This window comes from Streptomyces sp. WP-1 (genome assembly GCF_030450125.1).
Classification (GTDB): Bacteria; Actinomycetota; Actinomycetes; order Streptomycetales; family Streptomycetaceae; genus Streptomyces; species Streptomyces incarnatus.
Genome location: NZ_CP123923.1, coordinates 2,385,620 through 2,411,794, shown reverse-complemented (window position 1 = coordinate 2,411,794; position 26,175 = coordinate 2,385,620). Strand labels below are relative to the sequence as shown.

Here is a 26,175-nt window from a genome sequence, read left to right as displayed (position 1 = left end):
CGCTACGGCTGCTGCGGGGGCTGGCCCTGGGGATAGGGCTGGCCGGGGTACGGCTGTCCCGGCTGCGGGGGGTAGGGCTGCTGTCCCGGCTGCGGTTGCCGCTGGGGCGGGTAGGGCTGGGGCTGCGGGGCCTGGGGCGGGTAGGGCTGGCCGGGTGCGGGCTGCCCGGGGTACGGCTGGCCCGGACCCTGCGGGTACTGCTGGCCCGGGGCCTGCGGATAGGGCTGGCCCGGGGTCTGGGGATAGGGCTGGCCCTGGCCCGGCATCTGCTGCTGGCCCGGCATCGGCGGGGCGGCCACCGGCGGCGGGTTGCCGTCGCTGGTCCACAGCCCGTGCGCCTGCTGGTGGCGCACGAAGTCCTCGGCGATCATCGCGGCCAGGTTGAAGTACGCCTCCCGGGTCCGCGGCCGCATCATGTCGAGGTCCACCTCGGCACCGGCGGCCAGATGCTCGTCGAAGGGCACCACCACGACCCCGCGGGTACGGGTCTCGAAGTGCGACACGATGTCCTCGACCTTGATCATCTTGCCGGTCTCGCGGACCCCGGAGATCACGGTCAGCGAGCGGGACACCAGGTCGGAGTACCCGTGCGCGGCCAGCCAGTCCAGCGTCGTACTGGCGCTGGAGGCACCGTCCACCGACGGCGTGGAGATGATGATCAGCTGGTCGGCGAGGTCGAGCACCCCGCGCATGGCGCTGTACAGCAGACCGGTGCCGGAGTCGGTGAGGATGATCGGGTACTGGCGGCCGAGCACATCGATCGCGCGCCGGTAGTCCTCGTCGTTGAACGTGGTCGAGACGGCCGGGTCCACGTCGTTGGCGATGATCTCCAGACCGGAGGGCGCCTGCGAGGTGAACCGGCGGATGTCCATGTACGAGTTCAGGTACGGGATCGCCTGGACCAGGTCGCGGATGGTGGCCCCGGTCTCCCGGCGCACCCGTCGGCCGAGGGTGCCGGCGTCCGGATTGGCGTCGATGGCGAGGATCTTGTCCTGCCGCTCGGTGGCGAGGGTGGAGCCCAGCGCGGTGGTCGTGGTGGTCTTGCCCACGCCGCCCTTGAGGCTGATGACCGCGATCCGGTAGCAGGACAGCACCGGCGTACGGATCAGCTCCAACTTCCGCTGCCGCTCGGCCTCTTCCCTCTTGCCGCCCAGCTTGAACCGGGACCCGGCCGCGGTGGGCCGCCCGCTCTTCGCCTTCTGCCGGCGGTTGTTCAGCAGCCGGTCCGAGGACAGCTCCACGGCCGCGGTGTAACCCAGCGGCGCGGCACCGGGGTTGGTGGGCTGCCGCTGATCGTGCTGGATCGCCTGCGGCCAGGCGGCCCCGGCGCGGGGGTCGACGGGGGGCTGGGGGGCGTCGGGCTGTGCCTGCGGCTGCGGCTGCGGTTGCCGGCCTTGCTGCGGGAAGCCGTAACCGCCCTGCTGCGGGGGGTTGTCGGGCTGGGGGTGGGGGAAGCCGTAACCGCTGTCGGGGGAGGGAGCGGGGGCGTTCGGCGCCGCGACCGGGGGCTGGGGCTGGTGGGGTGCCGGGGGCGGCGGGAAGCCGTAACCACCGGCTTGGTTCGGCTGGGGCACGCCCCGGGGGCCCGGCTGGGCGGGCGGGACGGGCATGCCGGGGTGGTGCGGCTGCGATTGCGGCTGCGGCTGCGGGGGCTGGCCGGGCTGGTTCGGCTGGTTCCAGACCGCGGGCGCGGGCTGCGGTGCCTGCGGCTGGAACGGCGGCTGCTGCCCCTGCATGGGACCGGGCTGCTGCGGCGCGGGCTGCTGAGGCCCGGCCTGCTGGGGCATGGGCTGCTGCGGGACTGCCTGCGGTGGCAGGGGCTGCTGCGGCGCGGGCCACTGGGCCGCCGGTGCCGGGGCGGCGGGCTGGTACGACGGCGGCAGCGGGGGCAGACCGCTCTGCGGCGCGGGCGGCGGCGGCCAGGCGGCCGGGAAGTCCTGCGGCGCCGGGGGAGCGGGCTGAGCGACGGGGTCCTGCGGGGCCGCGTTCTGAGGAACTGTGCCCTGCGGGGCCGCGCTTTGCGGAACGGCGTTCTGCGGGGCGGCTTCCTGGGAGCCCTCGGGGGCGGCCGCAGGCGCGGGCTCTTCCCGAGCGGAGCCCTCAGGGGAGGGGTCGGCGTCCGCGGCGTCCGCGGTGTCCACGGAGTCTGAGGCGCCGTCGTCGGTCAGCGAGCTGTCGGCGTCCGTATCCGCGTTCCCGTCTCCGTCCGTGCCCGAGTTCTCAGGCGAGGCGCTGCTCTCAGCTTCACCCTCACGCTCACCCTGCTCCGCACCCGCACCCGCACCCGCACCGGACTCGGCGGAGGCACTCCCCTCCGAACCCTCGGCCCCGGCCCCGGACTCCGCCCCGGCCCCGGCCTCGACGTCCTTGCCCTGTCCCTCCGCCTCGGACTCGGCCGCCGCCTTCTGCATGGCGGCGGCCTGCTCGGCGATCTCGGCCATCTCGCGCTTCAGGGCGACGGCGGAGAACCGCATGGTCGCCCCGCTCTCCAGATCCCCGTTGCCGCTCTCGGGCTCGACGGCCGGCGGCGCGACGGACGCGACCTCCGGTTGGGCGGGCTGGGCGGCCTGGACCTGCGGCTGCGGCGGCTGCTGGAGTTCGAACCCGTCGGGCAGCCTGGGCATCGGAACGGAATCACCGAACGACTGCGGGGGCTGCGCCGGAGCCTGAGGCGGCACGGGCGGCGGCATCGGCGGAGCGAACGGCGTCCCCTGCGGCGGTGTGCCGACCGGCTGGCCCCCGACAGGCGGCGCCCCGACCGGCTGGGCCCCGACCGGCGGCGGCATCATTCCGGCATCCGGCCCCGGCGCCCCCGTACCCCCCGGTGACGCGAACGGCGGAAGCCCGGACGCACCCGAGGTCCCGGCGCCCCCCGGGGCCCCTGCCCCGTCGGTGCCGCCCTGCGCGCCGTGCACGCCCCCCGCGCCCCCGACCGAACCGCCGGAGCCGCCCGGGCCGGACGCGTTCTGCGTGTACCAGGCCGGGGGAGCGTAGTCGATGGTGAACTCACCGGTGGTCTCGACGGCCTCCGCGTCGGGCTGGTCATCGCCGGGTGTGGCCCAGCCCCCGCGCATCCCGTCCCGATCGCTGCTCACAGTTCCTCCTGGTGTGGTCGAGCACCCTCATGCCGTGGCGGGGCGACCAAGTCGTGTCGTTCGAGTCGTCCGTAGTGGTCAGGAGCAGTCCGGTCCACGGGTCCTGCCATCACGCCCGCTCCCAGCCTAATCACCACGAGCCGCCCCCCGGCAGGCCCGCCCGCCTGTCGGCTCGCGCACAACGGCCCGGGAAGGGGAGGGAAAGCGAACAAACCCAACAGGCGAGGGCAATTCAGTCCATGCGGCGCGGGGTGCCCAGCAACCCGGTCTCGGCGTCGGTCGGTTGGGTCAGCACATACTGCCGGTCCCGGTCGGTACACCACAGGGTGACACCGTCCGGCAGCGCCGGCAGCGACTCCACCTCGGTGCGTGTGAGCCCCATGGTGCGGCCGAGTTCGGCGGCCTCGTCCGGCGAGACCCGCTGGATACCGGCGAGCCGGGCCTGGCGCAGCAGCCGGGGCGCGACCGGGCTGAGATACGGCAGCAGGGTCAGCACCGACTGCCAGGGCCCGGACACCACCCGGCCGCGCGGGGGCCGCATACCGCAGTCCCGCACCACCACGACCGGCGTACCGGCCGAGGCACCCTGCGGGGGCACGCGCCCGACGTCGTACACCGACAGCCCGTTCTGCCCGCCGCCCATCGCGTGCACCATCTGCATCCATGCCTGCGGCCGGCCGGTCTCCACGGCCACGCGCGCGCCGGTGGCGGCCGAGCGCAGCGCCAGCACCTGCGCGGTCCACAGACCGCCGATCAGGACGACGTCGTAGGGCGTCGGCCGGTTGATGCCCAGGACGGCGGGCTGGCCCTCGGCGTCCACACCGGCCACCACGCCGTCGTCGCCGATGGGCAGCGCGAGCGCGTCCAGCAGCTGGGCGGGGAGCGTGTGCCGGCCGTGCCGGGGGCCGAGCAGCCCGAGGCCGTGCCGCAGCCGCTCGCCGAGGCCGCGCGGCCCGGAGCCGTCCGCCGCCTGCCGGTCCTGATCGGGGGGCGTCGTGGGAATCGTCGTCACCGCGCACCTCCGAGGGGCAGTGTGGCCAGCATGCCGGGCAGTTGCTCACGGTCGAGGCGGGCCAGACCGGCACCGGCCGTGCGGGCCGCCGCCTCCAACGCCCGCCGTGCCGCCACGAGTTCGTCGTCGCCGCGCCCGGTCACCCGCAGGTGCCCGCACAGCGAGACCTCCTGCCGGTCGCCGCGCGCGAGGGTGAGGCTGAAAGTGGTGGCGAGCGCCGGTACCGCCGTGACCCGCGCGACCAGCTGCGGCAGCGACTCGCCGCGCCCGCCGCCCAGTTGGGGCCAGCGCCGCACCCAGTAGGTGGTGTGCCGCCGGTTGTCGCAACGCCAGCTGCGCCCGGACTCCTCCGTACGCCGCTCCCGTATCTCGCTGCGCCCCGCCTCCGCGGTGACCAGCGGATTGGCGCAGGCCGAGGTGGCGAGCGCGGCGATCAGCTCCTCCTCGTCGAGCACCCGTGCCCGGAAGCCCGCGCCGGTCAGCCGGCTCGCCAGATGGTCCGCGCTCCGCACGACGCACTTCTGTGCCCCGAGCAGCCCGCCCCCACGCGCCGCCACCGCCTCCGCGCACGCCTCCGGGTCCAGCTTCAGCGCGATCCAGGTGATCCGCACGGCCGGGGCGCCGGTCTGCTCCTGCAACGGCAGGTAGTTGGCGACGGCCACCGACTGCTGCGGCAGGTGCAGCGCGGGCGCGGGCTGGGTGTGCAGCACCACCTGTGCCGACTCCAGCCGTATCCCGTCCACCTCCAGCGCGTCCCGCACCAGCCCCAACGGCAACGGCTGCCGGCTCCGCTCCGCCCGCAGCGCGGTCGCGTCGGCCTCCACCTGGAGGACGGCGGTGACGAAGGTGCCGTCGCCGACGATGCCGACGGGGCGGCGGTCGCGCCCGCCGTACGCGTATGTGCGCAGGCTCGGCTCGCATTCGAGCGCGGGCACCAGCGAGGGTTCGGTGCCCGGCGGTATCGGGGTGTTCGCGGCGCGGCGCTGCCGGGCCTTCAACTCGCGGGCCGTGGTCAGCCATTCGGGCAGCGAGCGTCCGCGGCGCCGGACGAACGCGAGGGCGACCAGCAGGACGGCGACGACCGCGGCGGGCACCAGGGCCATCGGGCCGATGACCCAGCCGACGACGAGCACGGCCAGCGCGAGTTCCGGAAGTACGAGCCGTTGCATGCGGAACGAGCCGGACAGCGTCGGACGGGCACCCGGACCCGACGGATCCGAGGGCCGCTGCTCCCGGGGCGGCGCCGAACGCGTCCCCGCCGGTCGCGGACCGGGCGTCGAGGGGTCGGTTCCCCGTCCGTGCCGGCGCGTACGAGACCGCGTCCCGGAAGCCCTCAACTCATCCCCCCGTTTTCCTCACAACTCCCTGCCTCGCAGCCCCTGAGCGGAGCCCACGAGGGCCCCGGTACCCTACCCGCTCCATGGAACCGGCCAGACACCAGGCATAGTAGGGGCTCGGTCCGACAACGGCGTGCCGGAGACGGTGGTCTTCGACCGGTATCCGGACGGCCACACGGGGAGAATCAGGGGCAGATGGCATCTCGGCGGGATCAACTCAACGCCTACACCTTTGCGAAGCAGCGCATGCTCGCGGCGTTCGTCCAGCCCTCCTCCGACGGCTCGGAGGAAGCAGCCCCCAAGCCGTTGCGGGCGGTCCTGCCCGGCACCATCGTCGGCGTGGTCGTCATGGCCGTGTTCGGCGCCTGGGGGATGTTCCGCCCGACCGCTCCGCAGGGCTGGGACACCCCGGGCGAAAAGGTGATCATCGCCAGCAAGTCGACCACCCGGTACGTCGTCCTGAAGACCGACGGCAAGACCCAGCTGCACCCGGTGCTCAACATGGCGTCCGCGAAGCTCCTCCTCGCCGACGGCAAGGGCGACGTGGTCACCGTCGACGAGTCGATCCTCGACAACGGCAAGATCCCGCACGGCGTCACCATCGGCATCCCGTACGCCCCCGACCGCCTGCCCTCCGGCCAGGAGGCCGGCGCCGGCAAGCGCTGGGCCGTCTGCGAGCGCCCCGGCGCGGGCGGCAGGGCCATCCAGAAGGCGGCGTTCGTGCTCGCCGCCCGCGACAAGAAGAGGACCGAGGGCGCCCGCCAGAAGCTCGGTGACGGGGACATCATGTACGTCGCCGCCCCGGACGGGCAGCAGTACATCGTGGACGCCCACGGCACCGCCTACGAGGTCGACAAGAACGACGAGCTGCTGCTGCGCACCCTCGTCGGCACCGGCCGGCAGCCCGAACGCGTCTCCCGGGACTGGCTGGACACCCTGCACACCGGCGACCCGATCGAGTTCCCCCGGATCGAGGGGACCGCGGGCGCGCCCGCCGGTGTCCAGGGCAGCCTGCCGGCCGCCGCGAACAGGGTCGGCATGGTCCTGCGCGCCCCCAACGGCGACCGCCAGCAGTTCTACGTCGTCGAACGGGGCAAGGTCCTGCCCGTCTCCGACTTCACCGCCAAGCTGCTCCTCAACAGCAAGGACCTCGTCGGTCTCGGCCAGGCGAGCAAGGCCCTCGACGTCAGCGCGGGCGCCTTCGTGCCGGGCTCGACCGCGTTCGCGGCCGACCGCAAGTGGCCGGACCTCACCCCGAAGGTCGTCAACGAGGCGGGGACCACGAGCGGCAGCCGCGACACCGTCTGCAACGTCCTGGACCACGTCGACTCCGGCAACGGCACCACGACCCTCAACACCTGGGCGGGCACGGACTTCCCGGCCGAACTGCCCACCGGATCGTCGAGCGCGTACGTGACCCCCGGCTCGGGCCAGCTCTACCGCCAGTTCCAGGGCACGGACACCAAGGCCGGCGGCGTCTTCCTCGTCACCGACACGGGCCTGCGCTACGCCATGCAGTCCAACGCGGACAGCGGCTCCCAGGGCACCGAGTACGGCATGACGGACAAGCAGCGCAAGGAGCTGCGGCAGGAGGCCCAACTCGCCCAGACCCGGCTCGGATACGCCGGACTGGATCCCGCCCCGATCCCGGTCGCCTGGTCCGTGTTCCTGCCGACCGGCCCCCGCCTGTCGACCACCGCGGCGAGCCAGCCGCAGGGCTCGTAGGAGAAGCCACGTGCCGTCCCCGCGTCTGCTCCGTCCCGCTCTGCTCCGTCCCGCTCTGCCGCGTACTGCGGTGATCGCGGCCGCCACGCTGTGCACCGCCACCGCCACCGCCACCGCCACCGCCACCGTCGCCCTGGCCCCGCCCGCCGCCGCCGACTCCTTCGCCGACCAGTGCAACTTCCCGAACAAGGTGTATCCCGGGCGTCCCTGGGCCCTGCAGCGCGTGCTGCTGGACGAGCTGTGGAGCCAGTCCAAGGGCAAGGGCGTGCGGGTCGCGGTCATCGACACCGGCGTGGACACCCGGAACCCCCAGCTCGCCCACGCGGTGGACGCCTCCGGCGGGGCCAACTTCCTGCCGACGAAGAACCGCAAGGGCCAGAAGATCGACCGCGGCAAGGCGAACGGCACGACGGACACCGTCGGCCACGGCACCCGCGTGGCCGGCATCATCGCCGCCCGGCCCATGGCGGGAACGGGATTCGTGGGCCTCGCACCCGAGGCGACCATCATCCCCATCAAACAGAACGACGCGGAGGGCGACGGCGACGCGGCCACCCTCGCCCAGGCCATCGAGCACGCGATCAAGGAGAAGGCCCAGGTCATCAACATCTCCCAGGACACCGCGAACGCCATCCGGCCGGCCGGCGGCCTGCACGACGCGATCAACGACGCGCTGGCGCACCAGATCGTGGTGGTCGCCTCCGCGGGCAACGACGGCCTCGACGGCAACGTCAAGCTCACCTACCCGGCTTCCTACCAGGGTGTCCTGGCCGTCGCCGCGTCGGACCGCAACAACGAGCGCGCGTCCTTCTCCCAGTCGGGCGACTTCGTGGGCGTCGCCGCCCCCGGCGTCGACATGATCTCCACCGTGCCCAAGGGCGGCCACTGCTCGGACAACGGTACGAGTTTCTCGGCGCCCTACGTCGCCGGTGTCGCCGCGCTCATCAAGGCGAAACACCCCGGCTGGACGGCGCGCGAGGTCGTCGCCCAGATCGAGCAGACCGCGGAACGCTCGGTCGCCGGGCACGACATGCTGGTCGGCTGGGGCGTCGTCGACCCCGTCCGCGCCCTGACGGACGACGAACACCCCGTCGAGAAGCCCGACGCCCACGAGGGCCTCAGCCACGCCGAGGCCCCGACCCCGGCCCGGCTGGTGCTCGGCGAGACCGCCGACGAACGCAACGCCCGCCTGGCGACGTACGTCGCCGTCGGAGCGGCCGTGCTGGTGGCCGCGCTCGCGGGGGTGGCGGTGGCGATACGGGACGCGCGCAGGAGGACGGCGGGCGGCGGCGTGAAAGAAGGGTGAAGGTCGCGGGCCTGCAGCAGACTTGTCACACAAGTCAGTTGGGGCTGTCAGTGACGTTGACTAGAGTACTTGCATTGCGTAGACGAACGCCCGGGGAGTGCTGCCGCCCCGGGCAGGGGACGGAAACGGGGGGTGGCGCAACGTGCGGCCTGACGACGGCACGGGCGGACTGAAGGTCGGTCTGGAGGCTCTGAAGACCTTCAAGACGCGTGTGGACTCGGTGCTCAAGACTTTCGAGGGTTCGCCTGGTTCGGCGAAGAAGGTGGCGATGCATACGATCACCGCCGCCTCGTTCTGTGGCAATGGCGGATTTCCCGAGGCCACGGGACTGCACAGCCAGTACACACGCGTCCACGACCGCCTCATGACGCTCTCCCAGTCGCTGACGTTGCAGATCGAGGCGATGCAGATCGCGGTGCATGGCGCGGATGTCGGATTCGCCAATCTGGATGACGAACAGCGGCGCCGCTTTCACGAGATCCGCACCCAGATCAACGAGCAGTTCGGTGACACGCAGAAGGACCAGAAGCGCGCCGACAACCAGCAGCTCGGCGACGGGGAAATCTAATGGGCGACCACGACAAGAATCCGGATGTGCACCAGTTCGACCGCTGGGCGGCCGACCAGCAGTTCAAGCAAGAGAAGTCGGCGATGGACAGCCACCAGTGCGCCGCGCCGAGTCTCGACAAGCCGGGCGGCGGCTGCCAGGTCAGCGACTTCGAGAGCCACCAGTTGAACGACATGGTCGACATGGTGAAGTCCGCGAACCCCGAGCATCTGGAGAACGCCGCCAACGGCCTCTGGGACGCTCGGGACGCCATCTGGAGTGCCGCCGGTGAGCTCCTGGAGCACATCGGCAGGGTCGACTGGCACGGCGAGGCGGCCACCGCGTTCCACAGCTGGGCCGGCGACCTCGTCAATCACTCGTACGAGTTGGGTTTCTACGCGGACAACGTGGCGACCCAGGTCTCCGCAGCCAGCACAGGACTTGCCTCCGTACGCAACTCCATGCCGCCCCGGGACAACCGGCCCAAGATCCTTCTGCCCGCGGAACAGGCCAAGTTGGACCCGCATGGCATCCAGGCCCAGCAGGTCGAGAACCACCGCCAAGAGGCGATCAACCAGATGAACCGTCTGGCGTCGTACTACGCGGTCTCGGAGGGGAACCTGCGGGGGCTGGACGAGCCCAAGTTCGGGAAGATGCCGGACATGGGGGTGCCTACGCCGACGGCATCCCACGGGTGGCGACAGGACGACGAGGGCGGCGGAGGCCAGACGACCCTCCCGCACACCCCTGTGGCAGGCGGCCCGGTCGGTCACTCTGTCGTCACTCCAGCCGGGCCCAGTGCGGTAGGGAGCGACTCCGGAACGAAGCTGCACCATGTGGTCCTGCCGCCTGAGCAGCACGTGCACGTGGACCCGCCGACCCAGCACGTCGGCACCAACATCGACAACGTCAACACCCTGCCCCCGGACACCGTGAAGCCGACGGTGCCGGTCGCACCGCCGACCGCGCCCGGTCCTGGCGGCGGCGGTGGAGGGCCGATCGTTCCCTTCCCCACCGGTCCCATGGTCCCGCCCGTGGGCATGCCCGTGCCGCGCGGTGGAACAGGCGGCGTCCGGGGCCCGGTCGGGACTTCGCGGATGACCGTACGCCCCATAGAGGAACCGGAGGTCGGAACCGGCGCGGGACGCGGCCCCATCAGTGGGGTGCGGCAGTCTGTCGTACCTGGTCAGCCGGGTGCGCGCGGGCCGGCGTCACCGGTGGGCCGGACCCCCGTGGGGCAGACCCCCATGGGCAAGGCTCCGGTGGGCCGGGGACCGGTCGGGCGCGGCATCGTCGGCGGCACGCCTCGGACCGGGGGCGTGCCCGGCGAGCGCATCGGTGAATCGGGCCCGACCGGGGCGGCACGCAGTGGTGTCATCGGCGGTCGGCCGACCACGCCTTCCGCGAAGGGTGTCAACGGCTCCAGGGTGCCGCGCGGCAAGGTCATCGGCGGCGAGCCCGCCGCTCGTGACCCGCACGCGGTCGAGCGGCCCGGTCAGCGCGGAGTGATCCGGGCTGCCGAGCCTGAGGGCGCCGAGGGACAGGTTTCGCGCAGGTCCGTGACCCCCGGCGGTGCGGTCGGGGCGCCCACCGGCAAGGCGCCGACGGCCAGGAACGGCGCTCGCGCCGCTGCCGACGAGCACATGCCGGGGCGTTCGTCGTCCCGACGCTCCAAGCGGGACCGCGACGAGAAGAAGTCGCGCCGGCGGCAGGCGCCGGAGACCGAGTAACGAGATGAAGCGAGGACGTACGAGAGGCATGTTGTCAGCGAGCACGAGACGACTGACCGCCGCGTGTGCGGCGCTCGGCGCACTGATGGCTCTGCCGGTGGGCCTGGCCCCCAGCGCGGCTGCCACCGACGTCCAGTCCCAGCAGTGGTACCTGTCGGCGATGAAGGCCGACGAGATGTGGAAGACGAGCACGGGCAAGGGGGTCAAGGTCGCGGTCGTCGACTCGGGTGTCAACTCCTCGACTCTTTCCCTCAAAGGTCAGGTGCTGTCAGACGAGGTGCCTAAGTCTCTTTCCTATGGGGCCACGAAGGACTTGGCCGGCCACGGTACGACGATGGCGGAAATCATCGCGGGTACTGGTCAAGGTGGAGGGCTGAAGGGCCTTGCACCGGGGGCCAAGATTGTGCCCTATCGCATCGCGGGCAAAGAGTTGAGCCTGTCTGAGCGGAACAAGGCGCCTGACGTCGCGAAGGTGATCAGGGCCATCGCTGACAGTGACGTCAAGATCATCAATATGTCCTTCGGTGACGACATCAGCTATGACGACGAGGAGGCGGCAATCAAGTACGCAGCCTCAAAAGGCAAGTTGATGTTCGCCGCCGTAGGCAACGACGCTCAGACGAAGAACAACGCGGGGTATCCGGCTTCGTACCCCTACGTTGTCGGGGTCTCTGCCATAGACAAGACCGGAAAGGCGGGGAAGTTCTCGGTTCACGGGCGGTATGTGGACCTTACGGCTCCCGGCGTGGACGTGCCCGGGTGGTGCGATGCGACCTATCAGTCATATTGCGCGCACCAACAGGGCACCAGTGAAGCCACCGCCATCGCCTCCGCCTCCGCCGCCCTCATCTGGTCCGCCCACCCGGACTGGACCGCCAACCAGGTCCTCCGCTCACTGATCGACACTGCCGGCCGGGACTGGCCCAAGGACACCCCCAGCAACTACCTCGGCTACGGCGTCGTCCGCCCCCGCAAGGTGCTGGAGAACCCCCACTACAACCCGGGCTCGGCGACGGCCGACCCGCTCGCCACGGAGAACTGGCGCGGCAAGCCGGGCAGCTCGCCCTCCACGTCCGCATCCAGCTCCACCCCCTCGGCCCCCGCCAAGTCCACCCCCGGCGGTGCGACCTCCGCGGCCGACACCAGCTCGAAGTCGTCCGGCAGCACCCTGACGTGGGTCGTCGTCGGAGCCGCCGCCGCACTGGTGGTGATCGGTGGCGCGGCCTTCGCCGTGATCCGGTCGCGCCGACGTGCCTGACGGTTCACAGGAAAGGCGTCACCACCCGGTGATGCGCAGTCAACAAGAGCACAGCTCTCACGAAGGGGAGTGCCGCAATGGCCGACGGCCGTAAGTTTGTAGATGAACACGCGCAAAAGCTCCAGACGAACGTCATCGACCGCTACGACTCGGTCAAGAAGTGCCTCGGCCGGCTCCAGGGCACGATCGACATGATCGAGACCCAGTGGACGGGCCACGGCTCCAACGCGTTCAAGACGAAGCAGCACGAGATCAACGAGCACATGGCCGCCATCGGCCGCATGCTCGAGGACTTCCTTGAGGGCATCAACCTCAACAAGAGGGACAAGACCACGCTCGAGGACGAGCTCCACTCGACGATCAGCAAGATCGAGGTCGACGCCGGCGCGAGCACCTCCGCGCTGAACCTGTACTGACCGGGATCGATCCCCCCAGGAAGAGGAAGAGATGACCACTCCGCACTACCAGGATCTGTCCGTCAAGTACGGGGCCATGGACGCGCTCGCCACCGAGCTGGGCAACGTGGCCAAGCAGCTGGAGGAAGACCTCAGCGCGCTGAAGAAGGGCGTCCTCGACGTGGCCGAGGGCTGGGGCGGCGAGGCGTACGACTCGTTCCAGCGCAAGTCCGTGAAGTGGGACCAGCACGCCAACGGTATCCACCAGGCGCTGCTCTCCATCACCCAGCGCGTGCACTCCGCCGGCGGCGACTACCGCGGTGGCGACCTCAAGGGCGCCAGCTACTTCGAGTAAGGCGGATTCGAGTACACGAAACGTCGAGTACACGAAACGTCGAGTACATCGAACGCCGTGAGAACGGCGAGGGGTGGGCACGCGCGGGAGGTGCCCACCCTTTGGCGTTTCCCCGGCCGGGCGTGAGCCAATTGCCGCTGCCGCTGCCGCCGTACCCGCAGACGCGAGACGACCGAGGGGCCGGAGCCGGACGAACATGTCCGGCTCCGGCCCCTCGGCCACTCCCGCGAGACGCTCAGTACTCCGACTCCACCAACCCCGTCTGCACCAGCATCTTCCCCCGCCTGCGCGACACGAAGACGCCCCGGCCCGCCGGCATCGGACGCGGGCGGACACCGCCGAGGATGTCGCCCTCGCTCGGGTCGCCCGCCAGCACCACGCCCTGCGCGCCCAGTTCCATCATCCGCTGCATGAACGCCTCGAACGACGCCCGGCCCGCGCCCGCGGTGGAGCGCGCGATGATGAACCGCACGCCGACGTCACGGGCGAACGGCAGCAGATCGGTGAGGCCGCCCAGCGGGTTTCCGCTGGACGTGGAGACCAGGTCGTAGTCGTCCACGACCACGTACACCGTCGGCCCCCGCCACCAGCTGCGCTCCCGCAGCTGCTGAGCCGTCACATCGGCCGTGGGCGTGCGCCGCTTCATCAGGTCGGCGAGGGCCACCATGTGGTGGTCCATGGCGTTGGACATCGGGATGTACTCGGCGAGATGCGAGGCCGGGGTGACATCCAGCAGCGAGCGCCGGTTGTCGACCACGAAGAACTTCGCCTCGTCGCCCGAATAGCGCTGCGTCAGCTGCGTGATCAGCAGCCGCAGCAGGTTCGACTTACCCGACTCGCTCTCGCCGAAGACCATGAAGAACGGGTCCGTCTCGAAGTCGACGAACACCGGCTCCAGATCGTTCTCGTCGATGCCGAAGGCGACCCCCTGCCGGGGGAACCGGTCGCCCGCGGGCAGCTGCGCCACCGGGAGTTCCCGGGGCAGCATCCGCACCTGCGGCGCCCCCGGCGCCTGCCAGTGCCGGGACACCTCGGCCGCCAGCGCCGCCGTCGCGTCCGCCAGGTCCGTGTCGGAGGTCAGGCCGTCGATGCGCGGCACCGCCGCCATGAAGTGCAGCTTCTGCGGCGACACGCCGCGACCCGGCACACCCGCCGGCACGTTCGCCGCCACCTTGCGGTCGATCTCGGAATCCATGGTGTCGCCGAGCCGCAGTTCCAGGCGGTTCATCAGATGGTCCTTGAGGTTCGCGCGGACCTCCATGGAGCGCGACGCCGTCAGGACCAGGTGGATGCCGTAACCGAGGCCGCGCGAGGCGATCTCCAGGACGGCCGGCTCCAGACTGTCGTAGTCCGTGCGGAAGTTGCCCCAGCCGTCGATGAGCAGGAAGACATCGCCCCACGGCTGGTCGGTGACCGAGATCTCGCCGCGCTCGCGCCGGGTGCGGAAGTCCTGGATCGAGGCGATGCCCGACGCCCGGAAGTACTCCTCACGGCGCCGCAGCACCCCGTAGACCTCGGACACCGTACGCCGTACCCGCTCGGGGTCCAGCCGCGAGGCGATCCCGCCCACGTGCGGCAGGCCGGAGACCGCCGCCATTCCGCCGCCGCCGAAGTCGAGGCCGTAGATCTGCACCTCGTACGGCGTGTGCGTCAGCGCGAAGGAGCAGATCAGCGAGCGCAGCAGCGTGGACTTGCCGGACTGCGGGCCGCCCAGCAGCTGGAGATGGCCCGCCGCGCCGGAGAAGTCGAGCCACAGCGGCTCACGACGCTGCTCGTACGGCTTGTCGACCAGGCCCACCGGGACGACGAGGCGCCCGGCACCCTCGTAACCGGGCTGCGTGAGCCCGCGCCCCTCGACGGCCGTGAGCCTGGGCAGCAGCCCGTCCAGCGAGGGCGGGCTGTCCAGCGGCGGCAGCCACACCCGGTGCGCCGCCGGACCCTGCGCCTCCAGCCGGCGCACGATCACATCGAGCACCGTGTCCGCGAGCGCGTCGTCGACCTGGGACGCCGACTCCGTGCGCTGCTTGGGCACCGGCGCGTAGTGCACCGGCACCTCCGCGGCCGTGAACAGCACCGGCCGCCGGTCCAGGGGCAGCGGCCCCCCGCCCGCGGCGCCCTGCCGGCCCCCGGATCGGTACACCCCGGAGACGTACGCCGCCTTGAAGCGCACCATCTCGTCGGTGCCGAACTTCAGGAAGCCGGAACCGGGCACGTTCGGCAGCTCATAGGCGTCCGGGACGCCGAGGGCCGCGCGGGACTCGGCCGCGGAGAAGGTGCGCAGACCGATCCGGTACGACAGATACGTCTCCAGACCGCGCAGCCGGCCCTCCTCCAGGCGCTGCGAGGCCAGCAGCAGATGCACGCCCAGCGAACGCCCGATACGGCCGATCTGCACGAACATCTCGATGAAGTCCGGCTTGGCGGTGAGCAGTTCGGAGAACTCGTCGATCACCAGCACGAGCGAGGGGATCGGCTGCAGCGGGGCACCGGCCGCGCGCGCCTTCTCGTAGTCGTGGATGTTCGCGTAGTTGCCCGCGTCGCGCAGCATCTCCTGGCGGCGGTTCAGCTCGCCGCGGATCGAGTCGCCCATGCGGTCGACCAGGGTGAGGTCGTCGGCCAGGTTGGTGATGACCGCCGCCACGTGCGGCATCTGCGCCATCCCGGCGAAGGTCGCGCCGCCCTTGAAGTCGGCGAGGACGAAGTTCAGGGTCTCCGAGGAGTGCGTGACCGCGAGGCCGAGCACCAGCGTGCGCAGCAGCTCCGACTTGCCGGAACCGGTCGCGCCCACGCACAGGCCGTGCGGGCCCATGCCCTCCTGGGCGGCCTCCTTGAGGTCCAGCATCACGGGCCGCCCGTCCGGGCCGACGCCGATCGGCACCCGCAGCCGCTCGGCGAGCCCCCGTGGCCGCCAGGTGCGCCGCGGATCGACGGACGCGGCGTCGCCGAGGTTCAGCAGCTCGGTGAACTCCAGGTTGGCCAGCAGCGGTTCGTCGTCGTCACCGCCGGAGGCCAGCCGCAGCGGGGCCAGCTGGCGGGCGAGGGCCTCGGCGGACTCGTACGACAGGACGTCCGGAGTGCCCTCGTAGAGGTCGCCGTTCGCGGACTCCAGGCGCAGCACGCCGGGCTGGGCGATGACCATGAGGTCGCCGCGGGCGGCGGTGAGCTCGCCGGGCACGACCTCGATCACCGTCACGCCCTGCAGCCCCTCCATGTTCGAGAGGACGGAGTCCTGCGGCAGGGACACCCCGTCGAGGACGACGACGATGTGGGGCTCGTCCAGGAGCGGTGCGCCGCTCGGGTGGAACCGGGGGCGGCCGGAGAGGCGGTCGGCCAGCAGGTCCTCCAGCTCCCGGGCGTCGGGGCCGATCAGCCGGCGCGTGCCCGCCCCGTCCAGGGCGCCGGGCGCCTGCGCGTGCGGCAGCCACTTGACCCACTCCCAGCGCGGGAGCGTCTCGCGGCCCGCCGCCACGGCGACGACCAGGTCCTCGGGGGAGTGCAGCGCGGCCAGCGAACCGGTCAGGGCGCGGACCGTCGAGCGCGCGGACTCCGGATCACCGCTGACGGTGACGTGGTGGAAGGCGCGCAGCGACACGGCCATCGGCAGGTCGCTCAGGGTGGCGTGGACGTCGAGGAAGCGTTCAACGGCCCCGGCCGTGAGCGGCTCCAGCCGCCCGGCCGGGCCGGACTCGGGCGCGATGAGCGGCGTGGCCAGCTCCTGGGAGCCGAGCCCGATGCGCACCTGCGCGAAGTCCTCGTCGCCCGGCCTGCGCTCCCACACCCGGCTGCCCTCGGCGACCAGCGCCCACAGCTGCTCGGGGGAGGGGTGCAGGTAGTACTGCGCGTCGCGCTGCGCCTTCGCGGTCTCCACGGCCGCGCTCCGGGTGCCCGAGAGATAACGCATGTAGTCGCGCCGCACATCGGCGAGTTGGCCCTGCGAACCGCGCCGGAATCGAATGACCATGGCGATGGACATACCGACCGTCGACGCGATCATCACCATGCCCATGATCTTCATGAACGGCTGCCCGTTCGTGAAGAAGAAGACCACCGAACCACCCATACCGAGTGTCGGCAGCAACTGCATGAGGACGCTTTCCTGCGGCCCCCGCGGCAATTCCGGCGGCGGCTGGAGAACGACCTCCCCTGTGGGCACTTCGGACGGCAGCGCCCGTGGCGGGCGCTTCACGACGATGTGACTCACTGCTCCCCAATTCCTTTACCAGGCCCCACGAATGAGGTCCGTCCCCCGTCGACGGACGGACGCAGGCCGCCGCGTGATCCTACTGACTCCATGTGTCACCGGTGCGGGGTAGGGTGCCGGGTGTTCGCTCGAGCACACGCGAACAAACCCCGTGAACCGGGGTATTCCGTGCGAGGCGTCGCCGCATACCACCCCCGGTGGAACCGGCCGGCGCCCGCCGCGCCGATTACCGGGAATTCCGTCCGGGGACAGGCGCGGGATTTTCACAGCACGGGCGCAGGACCATTACTGAGGGGGAGTACGAGGTGAGCACGACGACCACGGGAACAGCGATGCCCGGCACCGGATCGGGTTCGGGGCTCGGTTTCTGCCGGGTCACGATCGTCGCACCCGACAGCCGGATCGACGTGGCGCTGCCCGACGACATCCCGGTCGCCGACATCTATCCGGAGATCCTCCGGCTCTCCCGGCAGGACCCCGCCGAGGGCGCCCCGGTCGGCTACCACCTCGTGCGCCGGGACGGCACCGTCCTCGACAGCGCGCGCTCCTTCTCCGCGCAGCGCATCCTCGACGGTGAGCTGCTCACCCTGCGGCCCTTCTCCGAGTCGCTGCCGCCGGCCGTCTTCGACGACGTCTCCGAGGCGGTCGCCTCCTCGGTGACCCGGCACCGCACCCTGTGGAGCGACGACCTCACCCGCGCCGCGGGCCTCGTCGGCGCGGGCGTCCTGGCCGCCCTGCTCGCCTTCGTCACCTGGCAGGCCGACCCCCGGCACGACATGCACAGCCTGCCCGGCGTCCTCGCGGGCGTCGCCGGGGTGCTGCTCGTCGTCTTCGCCGCCGTCCGCGGCCGGGTCTACGACGACCGGGGCGCGGCCATCGCCCTGGGCCTCGGCGCCCTGCCCAACGCCGGCGTGGCCGGCTCCGGCCTCCTCGCCCTCGCGCACGGCCAGGGCATCGGCAAGCTCCAGTTCCTGCTCGCCTGCGCCGCCGTCCTGGTCGCCTCGGTCGTCCTGACCCTGTGCACACCCGGCGGGGACGCCCCGTTCGTCGCCTTCGTGCTGGCCTCCGCGCTGGGCCTGGTCACCGTGTTCACCGCGATCCTCGTGCACTGGACGCCCAAGGACATCGCCGCCCTGTGCGCACCCCTCGCGGTCGGCGGCCTGGCCTTCCTGCCGGGCCTGTCCATGCGCTTCGCCCGGCTGCCCATCGGTTTCGAACCGCCGAACTCCGCCCAGAGCGGCGCCTACGGCACGGAGACCGTCGTACAGGAGCCGGTCGACATGAAGCGGATAGAGGCCCAGGCCCGCCGCGGTCACGAGATCCTGGTCGGGCTCGTCGGCGGCTGCGCGCTGACCGCCCTCGCCTCCTGCGCGGTGCTCGGCTTCTCCGACGACATCTGGGCCCAGCTGCTCGCCCTCGCCACCGCCGTGGCCCTGCTGATGCGCGCCCAGCTCTTCCGCTACACCGGCCAGGTCGCCCCGCTCCTGGCGGCCGGCCTCGGCTCGCTCGTGCTGCTCGGCTTCGGGCTGGCGCTCAACCCGCCGCAGTCCGTCCTGCGCGACGCGCTCACCGGCGACCGTTCCGGCCTGGACATCCGCGCCATCTGGCTCGCCGCGGCGATCGCGGCCGGCGCGGCCCTCGTGGCGGCCCTCGGGCTCATCGTCCCGCGCCAGGGCCTGAGCCCCTTCTGGGGCCGGTTCCTGGAGATCGTGGAGGGCTTCGTACTGCTCACCCTGGTTCCCCTCGCGCTCGCCGTGTTCGACGTGTACGCGGCCGCCCGCGCGATGACCAGCAAGTGAGGTGAGACCCCGCCCCCGCCGGGCCGCCCGCCCCCGCCGGGGCGGCGAGGAGGACGATCCCCCAGCGTGAGCTTCGGCCCGCCCCCGCCCCCGTCCACGCAGTGCGCGCCGGCGGCCCGACCGGCCGCGCGGCCGGCGCGGACTGGACCCCCGCACCGTCGGCCTCAGGCACTGACCCCACCCGCACGAAAGGGGCGGCACCCTGGGTGCCGCCCCTTCCCCGTGTCCCGACGCGCCTACTGCACGTCCAGCCCCCCGTTGTGCGCCATGGGCTTCAGATCGAACTCCCCGTCCCGCGCGCCCAGCACGAACGCCCGCCACTCGGCCTCCGTGTAGCGCAGCACCGTGTCCGGGTCGAGCGAGGAACGCATCGCCACGGCCCCCTCGGGGAGGTACGCGATCTCGACGCGCTCCTCGTCCTTCTCGGTGCCCGGGGCGCAGTGCCACTCGACGTCCGAGATGTCGAGCGCGTACAGCTCGTCGCGCTCGCGCTCCTTGCGTGCCTTGGTCTCGGCTTCCGTTTCCGCCATCTCGCGGCGACCCCTTCCCGACATCACGTACGGTTGCGGTGACGTACAGTCCCGGTGCTCACCCTAGTGGCCGTACGCCGTCCCATGGAGTGGTTCTCCGACCGGGGCGAACGGGTCCGCGGGCGCCTGGTACCCTGAGTGACGGCCGTTCGTGTACGCACCCCCGGAGCACCGAGCAAGCATCGAGCCCTGGAGGCCGCGCGCAGCGGATCCCCGCCTTCCGAGTCACGGAAGCTCCCCCGAGATGTAGACCGGGGGCACTCGGTGGCCTCAACAGACTATGAGGAGTACGCGTGTCGCTCGACGCCGTTACGAAGAAGCAGATCATCGGCGAGTTCGGTACCAAGGAGGGTGACACCGGCTCCCCCGAGGTCCAGGTCGCTCTGCTGTCCCGTCGGATCTCCGACCTGACCGAGCACCTCAAGACCCACAAGCACGACCACCACAGCCGTCGTGGCCTGCTGATCCTGGTCGGTCAGCGCCGCCGCCTGCTGCAGTACCTGGCGAAGAAGGACATCCAGCGCTTCCGTGCGCTGGTCGACCGCCTCGGCATCCGCCGCGGTGCGGCCGGCGCCAAGTAAGGACGCCGTGAGGGGAGCGGTTCCCGGCAGGACCCGGGAGCCGCTCCCTTTGCTGTACGTGCGGAAACGTGCGCGGTGTCACTCACGCTTTGTAGTGTGGTAGCACAACGCAAGACGCAGTACGCAAGAACGCAGTACGCACGACACACATGAGGAGAAGCGCACCACGCCGCCGCCGGTCCTCGGTAGTGGCCCCCGGGGGAAGCGAACCCCGGGTGCTTCGATCGAAGACCGGCCCGCACCAGGCGCGCTTCTCCACCACCGTCCCCCTGCCACACGGGCAGGCCAGGGGCAAAAGACGATAAGTAGGAGAAAACGCTAGTGGAGAACGAGACCCACTACGCCGAGGCCGTCATCGACAACGGCGCCTTCGGTACCCGCACCATCCGCTTCGAGACGGGCCGCCTGGCCAAGCAGGCCGCCGGCTCCGCCGTGGCGTACCTGGACGACGACACCATGGTGCTGTCGGCCACCACCGCCTCCAAGAACCCCAAGGACCAGCTCGACTTCTTCCCCCTCACGGTGGACGTCGAGGAGCGGATGTACGCCGCCGGCAAGATCCCCGGCAGCTTCTTCCGCCGCGAGGGCCGCCCCAGCGAGGACGCGATCCTCACCTGCCGCCTGATCGACCGCCCGCTGCGCCCGTCCTTCAAGAAGGGCCTGCGCAACGAGATCCAGGTCGTCTGCACGGTCATGGCGCTCAACCCCGACCACCTGTACGACGTCGTCGCGATCAACGCCGCGTCCGCGTCCACCCAGCTGGCCGGCCTGCCCTTCTCCGGCCCGATCGGCGGCGTCCGCGTCGCGCTGATCCGCGGCCAGTGGGTCGCCTTCCCGACGCACACCGAGCTTGAGGACGCCGTCTTCGACATGGTCGTCGCGGGCCGCGTCCTGGAGGACGGCGACGTCGCGATCATGATGGTCGAGGCCGAGGCCACCGACAAGGCGATCAAGCTGGTCGAGGGCGGCGTCGAGGCGCCGACCGAGGAGATCGTCGCCGCCGGTCTCGACGCCGCGAAGCCGTTCATCAAGGTCCTCTGCCGCGCCCAGGCCGACCTCGCCGCCAAGGCCGCCAAGCCCACCGGCGAGTTCCCGATCTTCCTGGACTACCAGGAGGACGTCCTCAAGGCCCTGACCGCCGCGGTCAAGCCCGAGCTGGCCCAGGCGCTCACCATCGCCGGCAAGCAGGAGCGCGAGGCCGAGCTGGACCGCGTCAAGGCTCTGGCCGCCGAGAAGCTCCTCCCGGAGTTCGAGGGCCGCGAGAAGGAGATCTCCGCCGCGTACCGCTCGCTGACCAAGACCCTGGTCCGTGAGCGCGTCATCAAGGAGAAGAAGCGCATCGACGGCCGCGGCGTGACGGACATCCGTACGCTCGCCGCCGAGGTCGAGGCCATCCCGCGGGTGCACGGCTCCGCGCTGTTCGAGCGTGGCGAGACCCAGATCCTGGGCGTCACCACCCTCAACATGCTCCGCATGGAGCAGCAGCTGGACACCCTCTCCCCGGTGACCCGCAAGCGCTACATGCACAACTACAACTTCCCGCCGTACTCCACCGGCGAGACCGGCCGCGTCGGCTCCCCGAAGCGCCGCGAGATCGGCCACGGCGCCCTCGCCGAGCGCGCCTTGGTGCCGGTGCTGCCGACGCGCGAGGAGTTCCCCTACGCGATCCGCCAGGTGTCCGAGGCCCTCGGCTCCAACGGTTCGACGTCCATGGGCTCGGTCTGCGCCTCCACCATGTCGCTGCTGAACGCCGGTGTGCCGCTGAAGGCCCCCGTCGCCGGTATCGCCATGGGTCTGATCTCCCAGGAGATCGACGGCGAGACGCACTACGTCACCCTCACCGACATCCTCGGTGCGGAGGACGCCTTCGGCGACATGGACTTCAAGGTCGCCGGCACCAAGGACTTCGTGACCGCCCTCCAGCTCGACACCAAGCTGGACGGCATCCCGGCGTCCGTCCTGGCCGCGGCCCTCAAGCAGGCCCGCGACGCCCGTCTCCACATCCTCGACGTGATGATGGAGGCCATCGACCGGCCCGACGAGATGAGCCCGCACGCCCCGCGGATCATCACCGTCAAGATCCCGGTCGACAAGATCGGTGAGGTCATCGGCCCCAAGGGCAAGATGATCAACCAGATCCAGGAGGACACGGGCGCCGAGATCACCATCGAGGACGACGGCACCATCTACATCGGTGCCGCCGACGGTCCCTCGGCGGAGGCCGCCCGCGCCACGATCAACGGCATCGCCAACCCGACGATGCCCGAGGTCGGCGAGCGCTACCTGGGTACGGTCGTCAAGACCACCACCTTCGGCGCGTTCGTCTCCCTGCTCCCCGGCAAGGACGGTCTGCTGCACATCTCGCAGATCCGCAAGCTCGCCGGCGGCAAGCGCGTGGAGAACGTCGAGGACGTCCTCGGTGTGGGCCAGAAGGTCCAGGTCGAGATCGCCGAGATCGACTCCCGAGGCAAGCTGTCCCTCATCCCCGTGATCGAGGGCGAGGACGGCGACGAGGCGAAGGACGACGCCGAGCAGTGACGTCCCGTGGCTCCAAGGTGACGGCCCGCCCCTCTTCGGAGGCGCGGGCCGTCGCCCGTACCCAAACCCTCATCAAGGGCACCGGCGGCATCGGTACCGTCCGCAAGACCACCCTCCCCGGGGGCCTGCGCGTCGTCACCGAGACCCTGCCCTCCGTCCGCTCCGCGACCTTCGGCATCTGGGCCCATGTCGGCTCCCGTGACGAGACCCCGTCCCTGAACGGCGCCACGCACTACCTGGAGCACCTGCTCTTCAAGGGCACCGGGCGCCGCTCCGCGCTGGACATCTCCGCCGCGATCGACGCCGTCGGCGGCGAGATGAACGCGTTCACGGCCAAGGAGTACACGTGCTACTACGCACGCGTGCTCGACACCGACCTGCCGCTGGCCATCGACGTCGTCTGCGACATGCTGACCGGCTCGCTCATCGTCGAGGAGGACGTCGACGTCGAACGCGGCGCGATCCTCGAAGAGATCGCGATGACCGAGGACGATCCCGGCGACTGCGTGCACGACCTGTTCGCGCACACCATGTTCGGCGACAACGCCCTCGGCCGCCCCGTCCTCGGCACCGTCGACACCGTCAACGCCCTGACCGCCGACCGCATCCGCCGCTTCTACAAGAAGCACTACGACCCGACCCACCTCGTGGTCGCCTGCGCCGGCAACGTCGACCACAACAAGGTCGTACGACAGGTCCGCGCGGCCTTCGAGAAGGCGGGCGCGCTGAAGAACCCGGACGCACAGCCCATCGCCCCGCGCGACGGCAGCCGTACGATCCGCACCTTCGGCAAGGTCGAACTGCTCGGCCGCAAGACCGAGCAGGCCCATGTCGTCCTCGGCATGCCGGGCCTCGCCCGCACCGACGAGCGCCGCTGGGCCATGGGCGTCCTGAACACCGCCCTCGGCGGCGGCATGTCCTCGCGGCTCTTCCAGGAGGTCCGGGAGAAGCGCGGCCTGGCCTACAGCGTGTACTCGTACACCTCCGGCTTCGCCGACTGCGGTCTGTTCGGCGTCTACGCCGGCTGCCGTCCCAGCCAGGTGCACGACGTGCTGCGGATCTGCCGCGACGAACTCGACCAGGTCGCCGAGAACGGGCTGACCGACGACGAGATCGCCCGCGCCATCGGCCAGTTGCGCGGCTCCACCGTGCTCGGCCTGGAGGACACCGGGGCGCTGATGAACCGCATCGGCAAGAGCGAGCTGTGCTGGGGCGAGCAGATGTCCGTGGACGACATGCTGGCGAAGATTGCCGCGGTCACCCCGGACGAGGTCCGCTCGGTCGCCCGCGACATCCTGGGCAGGCGCCCGTCGCTGTCGGTCATCGGCCCGCTGAAGGACAAACAGGCCGCGCGACTGCACGACGCCGTCGCCTGACCACCCGCACCGCCGTCACCGGACGGCACGTCGACACGACGGCAAGCCGGCAGGGACCGGTGAGCCGGCAAGGATCGGTAAGGAAGCGAAGATGAGCAAGCTGCGCGTGGCGGTCCTCGGGGCCAAGGGCCGGATCGGGTCCGAGGCCGTCAAGGCGGTCGAGGCCGCCGAGGACATGGAGCTGGTGGCCGCCCTCGGCCGCGGCGACAAGCTGGAGACGCTGGCGGAGACCGGCGCCCAGGTCGCCGTCGAACTGACCACCCCCGCCTCGGTCATGGGCAACCTCGACTTCTGCGTGCGCCACGGCATCCACGCGGTCGTCGGGACGACCGGCTGGACCGAGGACCGTCTCGCGCAGCTGAGGGGCTGGCTCGACCAGTCCCCTCGGACCGGTGTGCTCATCGCCCCGAACTTCTCCATCGGGGCCGTCCTGACCATGAAGTTCGCGCAGCTCGCGGCGCCGTACTTCGAATCGGTCGAGGTGGTCGAGCTGCACCACCCCGACAAGGTCGACGCGCCGTCCGGTACGGCCACGCGCACGGCGCAGCTCATCGCCGAGGCCCGCCGCGCGGCCGGCACCGCCCCGGCCCCGGACGCCACGGTCACCGCGCTCGACGGTGCCCGCGGCGCCGACGTGGGCGGCGTCCCCGTACACGCCGTACGGCTGCGCGGTCTCCTGGCCCACCAGGAGGTGCTGCTCGGCGCCGAGGGCGAGACCCTCACCATCCGCCACGACTCCCTGCACCACAGCAGCTTCATGCCGGGCATCCTGCTCGGCGCGCGCCGCGTGGTCACCACTCCGGGCCTGACCTTCGGCCTGGAGCACTTCCTCGACCTGAGCTGAGAACAGTCCCTGCCATGCGCGCGAAGATCAATTACCTCATCACGGCCGCCGTCCTGGTCTTCTACTTCGTCCTGGTCGGCAGCCGCGGTGTGCTGCTCATAGAGAGCGGTACGGCCCTCACCGTGACCTTCGGGATCGCGGTGCTGATCCTGCCGGTCATCGGCCTGTGGTTCCTGTGGAAGAACACCCAGTTCGTCCGCCGGGCCAACCAGCTCGCCGCCGAACTCGACGCGGAGGGGGGCCTGCCCGTGGACGAGCTCAAGCGCACGGCGGGCGGCCGTATCGACCGCGACTCGGCGGACGAGGTCTTCGCCCGGCGCAAGGCCGAGACGGAGTCCTCCCCGAACGACTGGCGCTGCTGGTTCCGCCTGGCGGTCGCCTACCACGACGCCCGCGATACGCCCCGGGCGCGCAAGGCGATGCAACGGGCGATCGCCCTGCACGCGGGCCGCACTCCGATGGACGCGTGACGGTCCGTACAGCGCGTCGTCGGCCGCGGGTGCGTCGTGGCCGCTCGCGCAGTTCCCCGCGCCCCTTACGGGGCTACTGAACGGCGGGCACCCGGCCGGCCGCAGCACAGGGCACCCGATCAGTACCGAGCCTCAGCGGCAGCGTTCCGCCGCCCACGCCTCCACCACATCCGCCGCCCGGTCGAACGCCGCCGGGCGGTTGAGAAAGTCCAGCGAGGCCGTCGTGAGCAGCGGCACCGCATCCCCCGCCCGCCCCGCAGGGACCCACACCAGTGCCTGCCCCTGCACCGTCCTCGGCAGCCCCAGCCACCGCACCGGCTGCTGCACCGTCCGCAGGGCCCCCACCCGCGCCCACGGCACCGTCCGCGTCGCCAGCAACCCGACCCGCCGTACTCCCCGCGGGCTCACCCACACGCCCATCCGCAGCAGCCGCAGCGCCCCGGCGATCACCAGCAGACCGATGCCGAGAACGGCGACCGCGGACGACGACGGACCGGTCAACGCGATCAGCACCGCGGCGAACAGCACGAACGACGCCAGCATCAGCACCAGCGCCGCCATCCCCACCCGCCAGGGACCGGGACGGTAGGGGCGCCGCCAGCGGTCCCGGTCGTCGTACGGCAGTGCGCTCTCGGAGGCCGCCTCGAAGGTACGGTCGGCCGTCAGGAAGGACAGGGGCACGGCGGTTCCTCACTCGGTCCTCGCGGGGGCTGTGCCCGGTGAGGCTATCCGGCCGCCTGAGCGCTCACCAGCCAGGAGCCGCCGTAAGGGTCAGTGCCCCTGGGACGCCTGGGACTGCGGCGCCGGCGGATCCGCGGGCGTGGACAGCGACGGCATGCCGATGATCAGCGCGCCCACCAGACCGGCCACGACGGTCAGACCCAGCAGCCAGCGCCCGGCTATCTCGCCGAAGGACCCCCGCAGGCGCGGCGGGGGAGTCACATTGCTGCGGAACATGTCGCCCTCGGCGAGGAAGGCGAAGGGTACGGGCTCGCGGCGGCGGGACATCGCGGCTGCCACTCCTTTCCCGGTTCGGGGTCGAACGTGCGGGTCTCACCGGTACAGACGATCGAGTA

20 protein-coding genes are annotated in these 26,175 nt (G+C 71.4%); 13 read left to right on the top strand and 7 right to left on the bottom strand.

The features are described 5' to 3' along the window. Nucleotides 1–2: 2 nt before the first annotated feature. The 3 genes from QHG49_RS10120 to eccE all read right to left on the bottom strand — a co-directional run bounded on the left by QHG49_RS10120 (nt 3) and on the right by eccE (nt 5,276). Complete coding sequence (locus tag QHG49_RS10120; protein ID WP_301488745.1) at nt 3–3,095, bottom strand: SCO5717 family growth-regulating ATPase; 3,093 nt, start codon at nt 3,093–3,095, stop codon at nt 3–5. Between the two features lie 232 nt (nt 3,096–3,327). Then, nucleotides 3,328–4,026 carry a hypothetical protein gene (locus QHG49_RS10115; protein WP_236576714.1) on the bottom strand — a complete coding sequence of 233 codons (699 nt, stop codon included), beginning with the start codon at nt 4,024–4,026 and terminating at the stop codon, nt 3,328–3,330. Nucleotides 4,027–4,103: 77 nt separating this feature from the next. After that, a complete protein-coding gene (gene eccE / locus QHG49_RS10110; protein WP_145485500.1) occupies nt 4,104–5,276 on the bottom strand; it encodes a type VII secretion protein EccE in 1,173 nt (390 codons plus the stop codon). A gap of 363 nt (nt 5,277–5,639) precedes the next feature. Here eccE and eccB point away from each other — a divergent pair, with 363 nt between their 5' ends. From eccB to QHG49_RS10075, 7 genes are all read left to right on the top strand, one after another. Further along, nucleotides 5,640–7,169 carry a type VII secretion protein EccB gene (eccB, locus tag QHG49_RS10105; RefSeq protein ID WP_301488743.1) on the top strand — a complete coding sequence of 510 codons (1,530 nt, stop codon included), beginning with the start codon at nt 5,640–5,642 and terminating at the stop codon, nt 7,167–7,169. 70 nt (nt 7,170–7,239) lie between these two features. Further along, nucleotides 7,240–8,475, top strand: a complete 1,236-nt coding sequence (gene mycP / locus QHG49_RS10100) for a type VII secretion-associated serine protease mycosin (protein WP_370530566.1) — start codon at nt 7,240–7,242, stop codon at nt 8,473–8,475. A gap of 142 nt (nt 8,476–8,617) precedes the next feature. After that, nucleotides 8,618–9,043 carry a hypothetical protein gene (locus QHG49_RS10095; protein ID WP_145485498.1) on the top strand — a complete coding sequence of 142 codons (426 nt, stop codon included), beginning with the start codon at nt 8,618–8,620 and terminating at the stop codon, nt 9,041–9,043. Next, a complete protein-coding gene (locus tag QHG49_RS10090; RefSeq protein WP_301488741.1) occupies nt 9,043–10,752 on the top strand; it encodes a hypothetical protein in 1,710 nt (569 codons plus the stop codon). Before QHG49_RS10095 ends, QHG49_RS10090 begins: the two co-directional genes overlap by 1 nt. 28 nt (nt 10,753–10,780) lie before the next feature. Then, a complete protein-coding gene (locus QHG49_RS10085; RefSeq protein WP_301488739.1) occupies nt 10,781–12,010 on the top strand; it encodes a S8 family serine peptidase in 1,230 nt (409 codons plus the stop codon). A 77-nt stretch (nt 12,011–12,087) separates the two neighbouring features. Continuing rightward, nucleotides 12,088–12,426, top strand: coding sequence for a WXG100 family type VII secretion target (locus QHG49_RS10080; RefSeq protein WP_145485496.1), 339 nt, complete (start codon nt 12,088–12,090; stop codon nt 12,424–12,426). A gap of 31 nt (nt 12,427–12,457) precedes the next feature. Further along, nucleotides 12,458–12,760, top strand: a complete 303-nt coding sequence (locus tag QHG49_RS10075) for a WXG100 family type VII secretion target (protein ID WP_145485495.1) — start codon at nt 12,458–12,460, stop codon at nt 12,758–12,760. A gap of 235 nt (nt 12,761–12,995) precedes the next feature. On the opposite strand, the gene eccCa is transcribed toward QHG49_RS10075, so the two are convergent. Further along, nucleotides 12,996–16,961, bottom strand: coding sequence for a type VII secretion protein EccCa (eccCa, locus tag QHG49_RS10070; RefSeq protein WP_301488734.1), 3,966 nt, complete (start codon nt 16,959–16,961; stop codon nt 12,996–12,998). Nucleotides 16,962–17,293: 332 nt separating this feature from the next. Here eccCa and eccD point away from each other — a divergent pair, with 332 nt between their 5' ends. Then, on the top strand, nt 17,294–18,760 hold the full coding sequence (gene eccD / locus QHG49_RS10065) for a type VII secretion integral membrane protein EccD (RefSeq protein WP_301492747.1): 1,467 nt from the start codon (nt 17,294–17,296) through the stop codon (nt 18,758–18,760). A 236-nt stretch (nt 18,761–18,996) separates the two neighbouring features. Here the strand turns inward: eccD and QHG49_RS10060 are convergent, their stop codons facing one another. Then, complete coding sequence (locus tag QHG49_RS10060) at nt 18,997–19,290, bottom strand: DUF397 domain-containing protein (protein WP_145485493.1); 294 nt, start codon at nt 19,288–19,290, stop codon at nt 18,997–18,999. A gap of 293 nt (nt 19,291–19,583) precedes the next feature. On the opposite strand from QHG49_RS10060, the gene rpsO reads away from it, so the two are divergent. The 5 genes from rpsO (at nt 19,584) to QHG49_RS10035 (ending at nt 25,099) form a co-directional block, all read left to right on the top strand. Continuing rightward, complete coding sequence (rpsO, locus tag QHG49_RS10055; RefSeq protein WP_301488730.1) at nt 19,584–19,871, top strand: 30S ribosomal protein S15; 288 nt, start codon at nt 19,584–19,586, stop codon at nt 19,869–19,871. Between the two features lie 321 nt (nt 19,872–20,192). Beyond that, nucleotides 20,193–22,409 (top strand): polyribonucleotide nucleotidyltransferase, encoded by a 2,217-nt coding sequence (locus tag QHG49_RS10050; protein ID WP_145485492.1) that lies wholly within the window; start codon nt 20,193–20,195, stop codon nt 22,407–22,409. Further along, nucleotides 22,406–23,785 carry a pitrilysin family protein gene (locus tag QHG49_RS10045; RefSeq protein WP_145485491.1) on the top strand — a complete coding sequence of 460 codons (1,380 nt, stop codon included), beginning with the start codon at nt 22,406–22,408 and terminating at the stop codon, nt 23,783–23,785. The genes QHG49_RS10050 and QHG49_RS10045 overlap by 4 nt, the downstream gene beginning before the upstream one ends. A 91-nt stretch (nt 23,786–23,876) precedes the next feature. Next, the gene (gene dapB, locus QHG49_RS10040; RefSeq protein ID WP_301488726.1) at nt 23,877–24,629 is read left to right on the top strand and encodes a 4-hydroxy-tetrahydrodipicolinate reductase; all 753 of its coding nucleotides are present in this window, start codon (nt 23,877–23,879) and stop codon (nt 24,627–24,629) included. A 14-nt stretch (nt 24,630–24,643) separates the two neighbouring features. Then, the gene (locus QHG49_RS10035; protein WP_145485489.1) at nt 24,644–25,099 is read left to right on the top strand and encodes a hypothetical protein; all 456 of its coding nucleotides are present in this window, start codon (nt 24,644–24,646) and stop codon (nt 25,097–25,099) included. A gap of 132 nt (nt 25,100–25,231) precedes the next feature. On the opposite strand, the gene QHG49_RS10030 is transcribed toward QHG49_RS10035, so the two are convergent. Next, a complete protein-coding gene (locus tag QHG49_RS10030) occupies nt 25,232–25,780 on the bottom strand; it encodes a hypothetical protein (RefSeq protein ID WP_145485488.1) in 549 nt (182 codons plus the stop codon). 90 nt (nt 25,781–25,870) lie between these two features. Continuing rightward, entirely contained in the window at nt 25,871–26,107 is a 237-nt protein-coding gene (locus tag QHG49_RS10025; protein ID WP_145485487.1) for a hypothetical protein, read from the bottom strand. Nucleotides 26,108–26,175 lie beyond the last annotated feature (68 nt).

What these genes read in the sequence shown, in the direction of transcription:
- eccE (WP_145485500.1), bottom strand. Translation starts at nt 5,276, where the DNA reads ATGCAACGGCTCGTACTTCCGGAACTCGCGCTGGCCGTGCTCGTCGTC.
- eccB (WP_301488743.1), top strand. Translation starts at nt 5,640, where the DNA reads ATGGCATCTCGGCGGGATCAACTCAACGCCTACACCTTTGCGAAGCAG.
- QHG49_RS10090 (WP_301488741.1), top strand. Translation starts at nt 9,043, where the DNA reads ATGGGCGACCACGACAAGAATCCGGATGTGCACCAGTTCGACCGCTGG.
- QHG49_RS10085 (WP_301488739.1), top strand. Translation starts at nt 10,781, where the DNA reads ATGTTGTCAGCGAGCACGAGACGACTGACCGCCGCGTGTGCGGCGCTC.
- QHG49_RS10080 (WP_145485496.1), top strand. Translation starts at nt 12,088, where the DNA reads ATGGCCGACGGCCGTAAGTTTGTAGATGAACACGCGCAAAAGCTCCAG.
- QHG49_RS10075 (WP_145485495.1), top strand. Translation starts at nt 12,458, where the DNA reads ATGACCACTCCGCACTACCAGGATCTGTCCGTCAAGTACGGGGCCATG.
- eccD (WP_301492747.1), top strand. Translation starts at nt 17,294, where the DNA reads ATGCCCGGCACCGGATCGGGTTCGGGGCTCGGTTTCTGCCGGGTCACG.
- QHG49_RS10060 (WP_145485493.1), bottom strand. Translation starts at nt 19,290, where the DNA reads ATGGCGGAAACGGAAGCCGAGACCAAGGCACGCAAGGAGCGCGAGCGC.
- dapB (WP_301488726.1), top strand. Translation starts at nt 23,877, where the DNA reads ATGAGCAAGCTGCGCGTGGCGGTCCTCGGGGCCAAGGGCCGGATCGGG.
- QHG49_RS10035 (WP_145485489.1), top strand. Translation starts at nt 24,644, where the DNA reads ATGCGCGCGAAGATCAATTACCTCATCACGGCCGCCGTCCTGGTCTTC.
- QHG49_RS10025 (WP_145485487.1), bottom strand. Translation starts at nt 26,107, where the DNA reads ATGTCCCGCCGCCGCGAGCCCGTACCCTTCGCCTTCCTCGCCGAGGGC.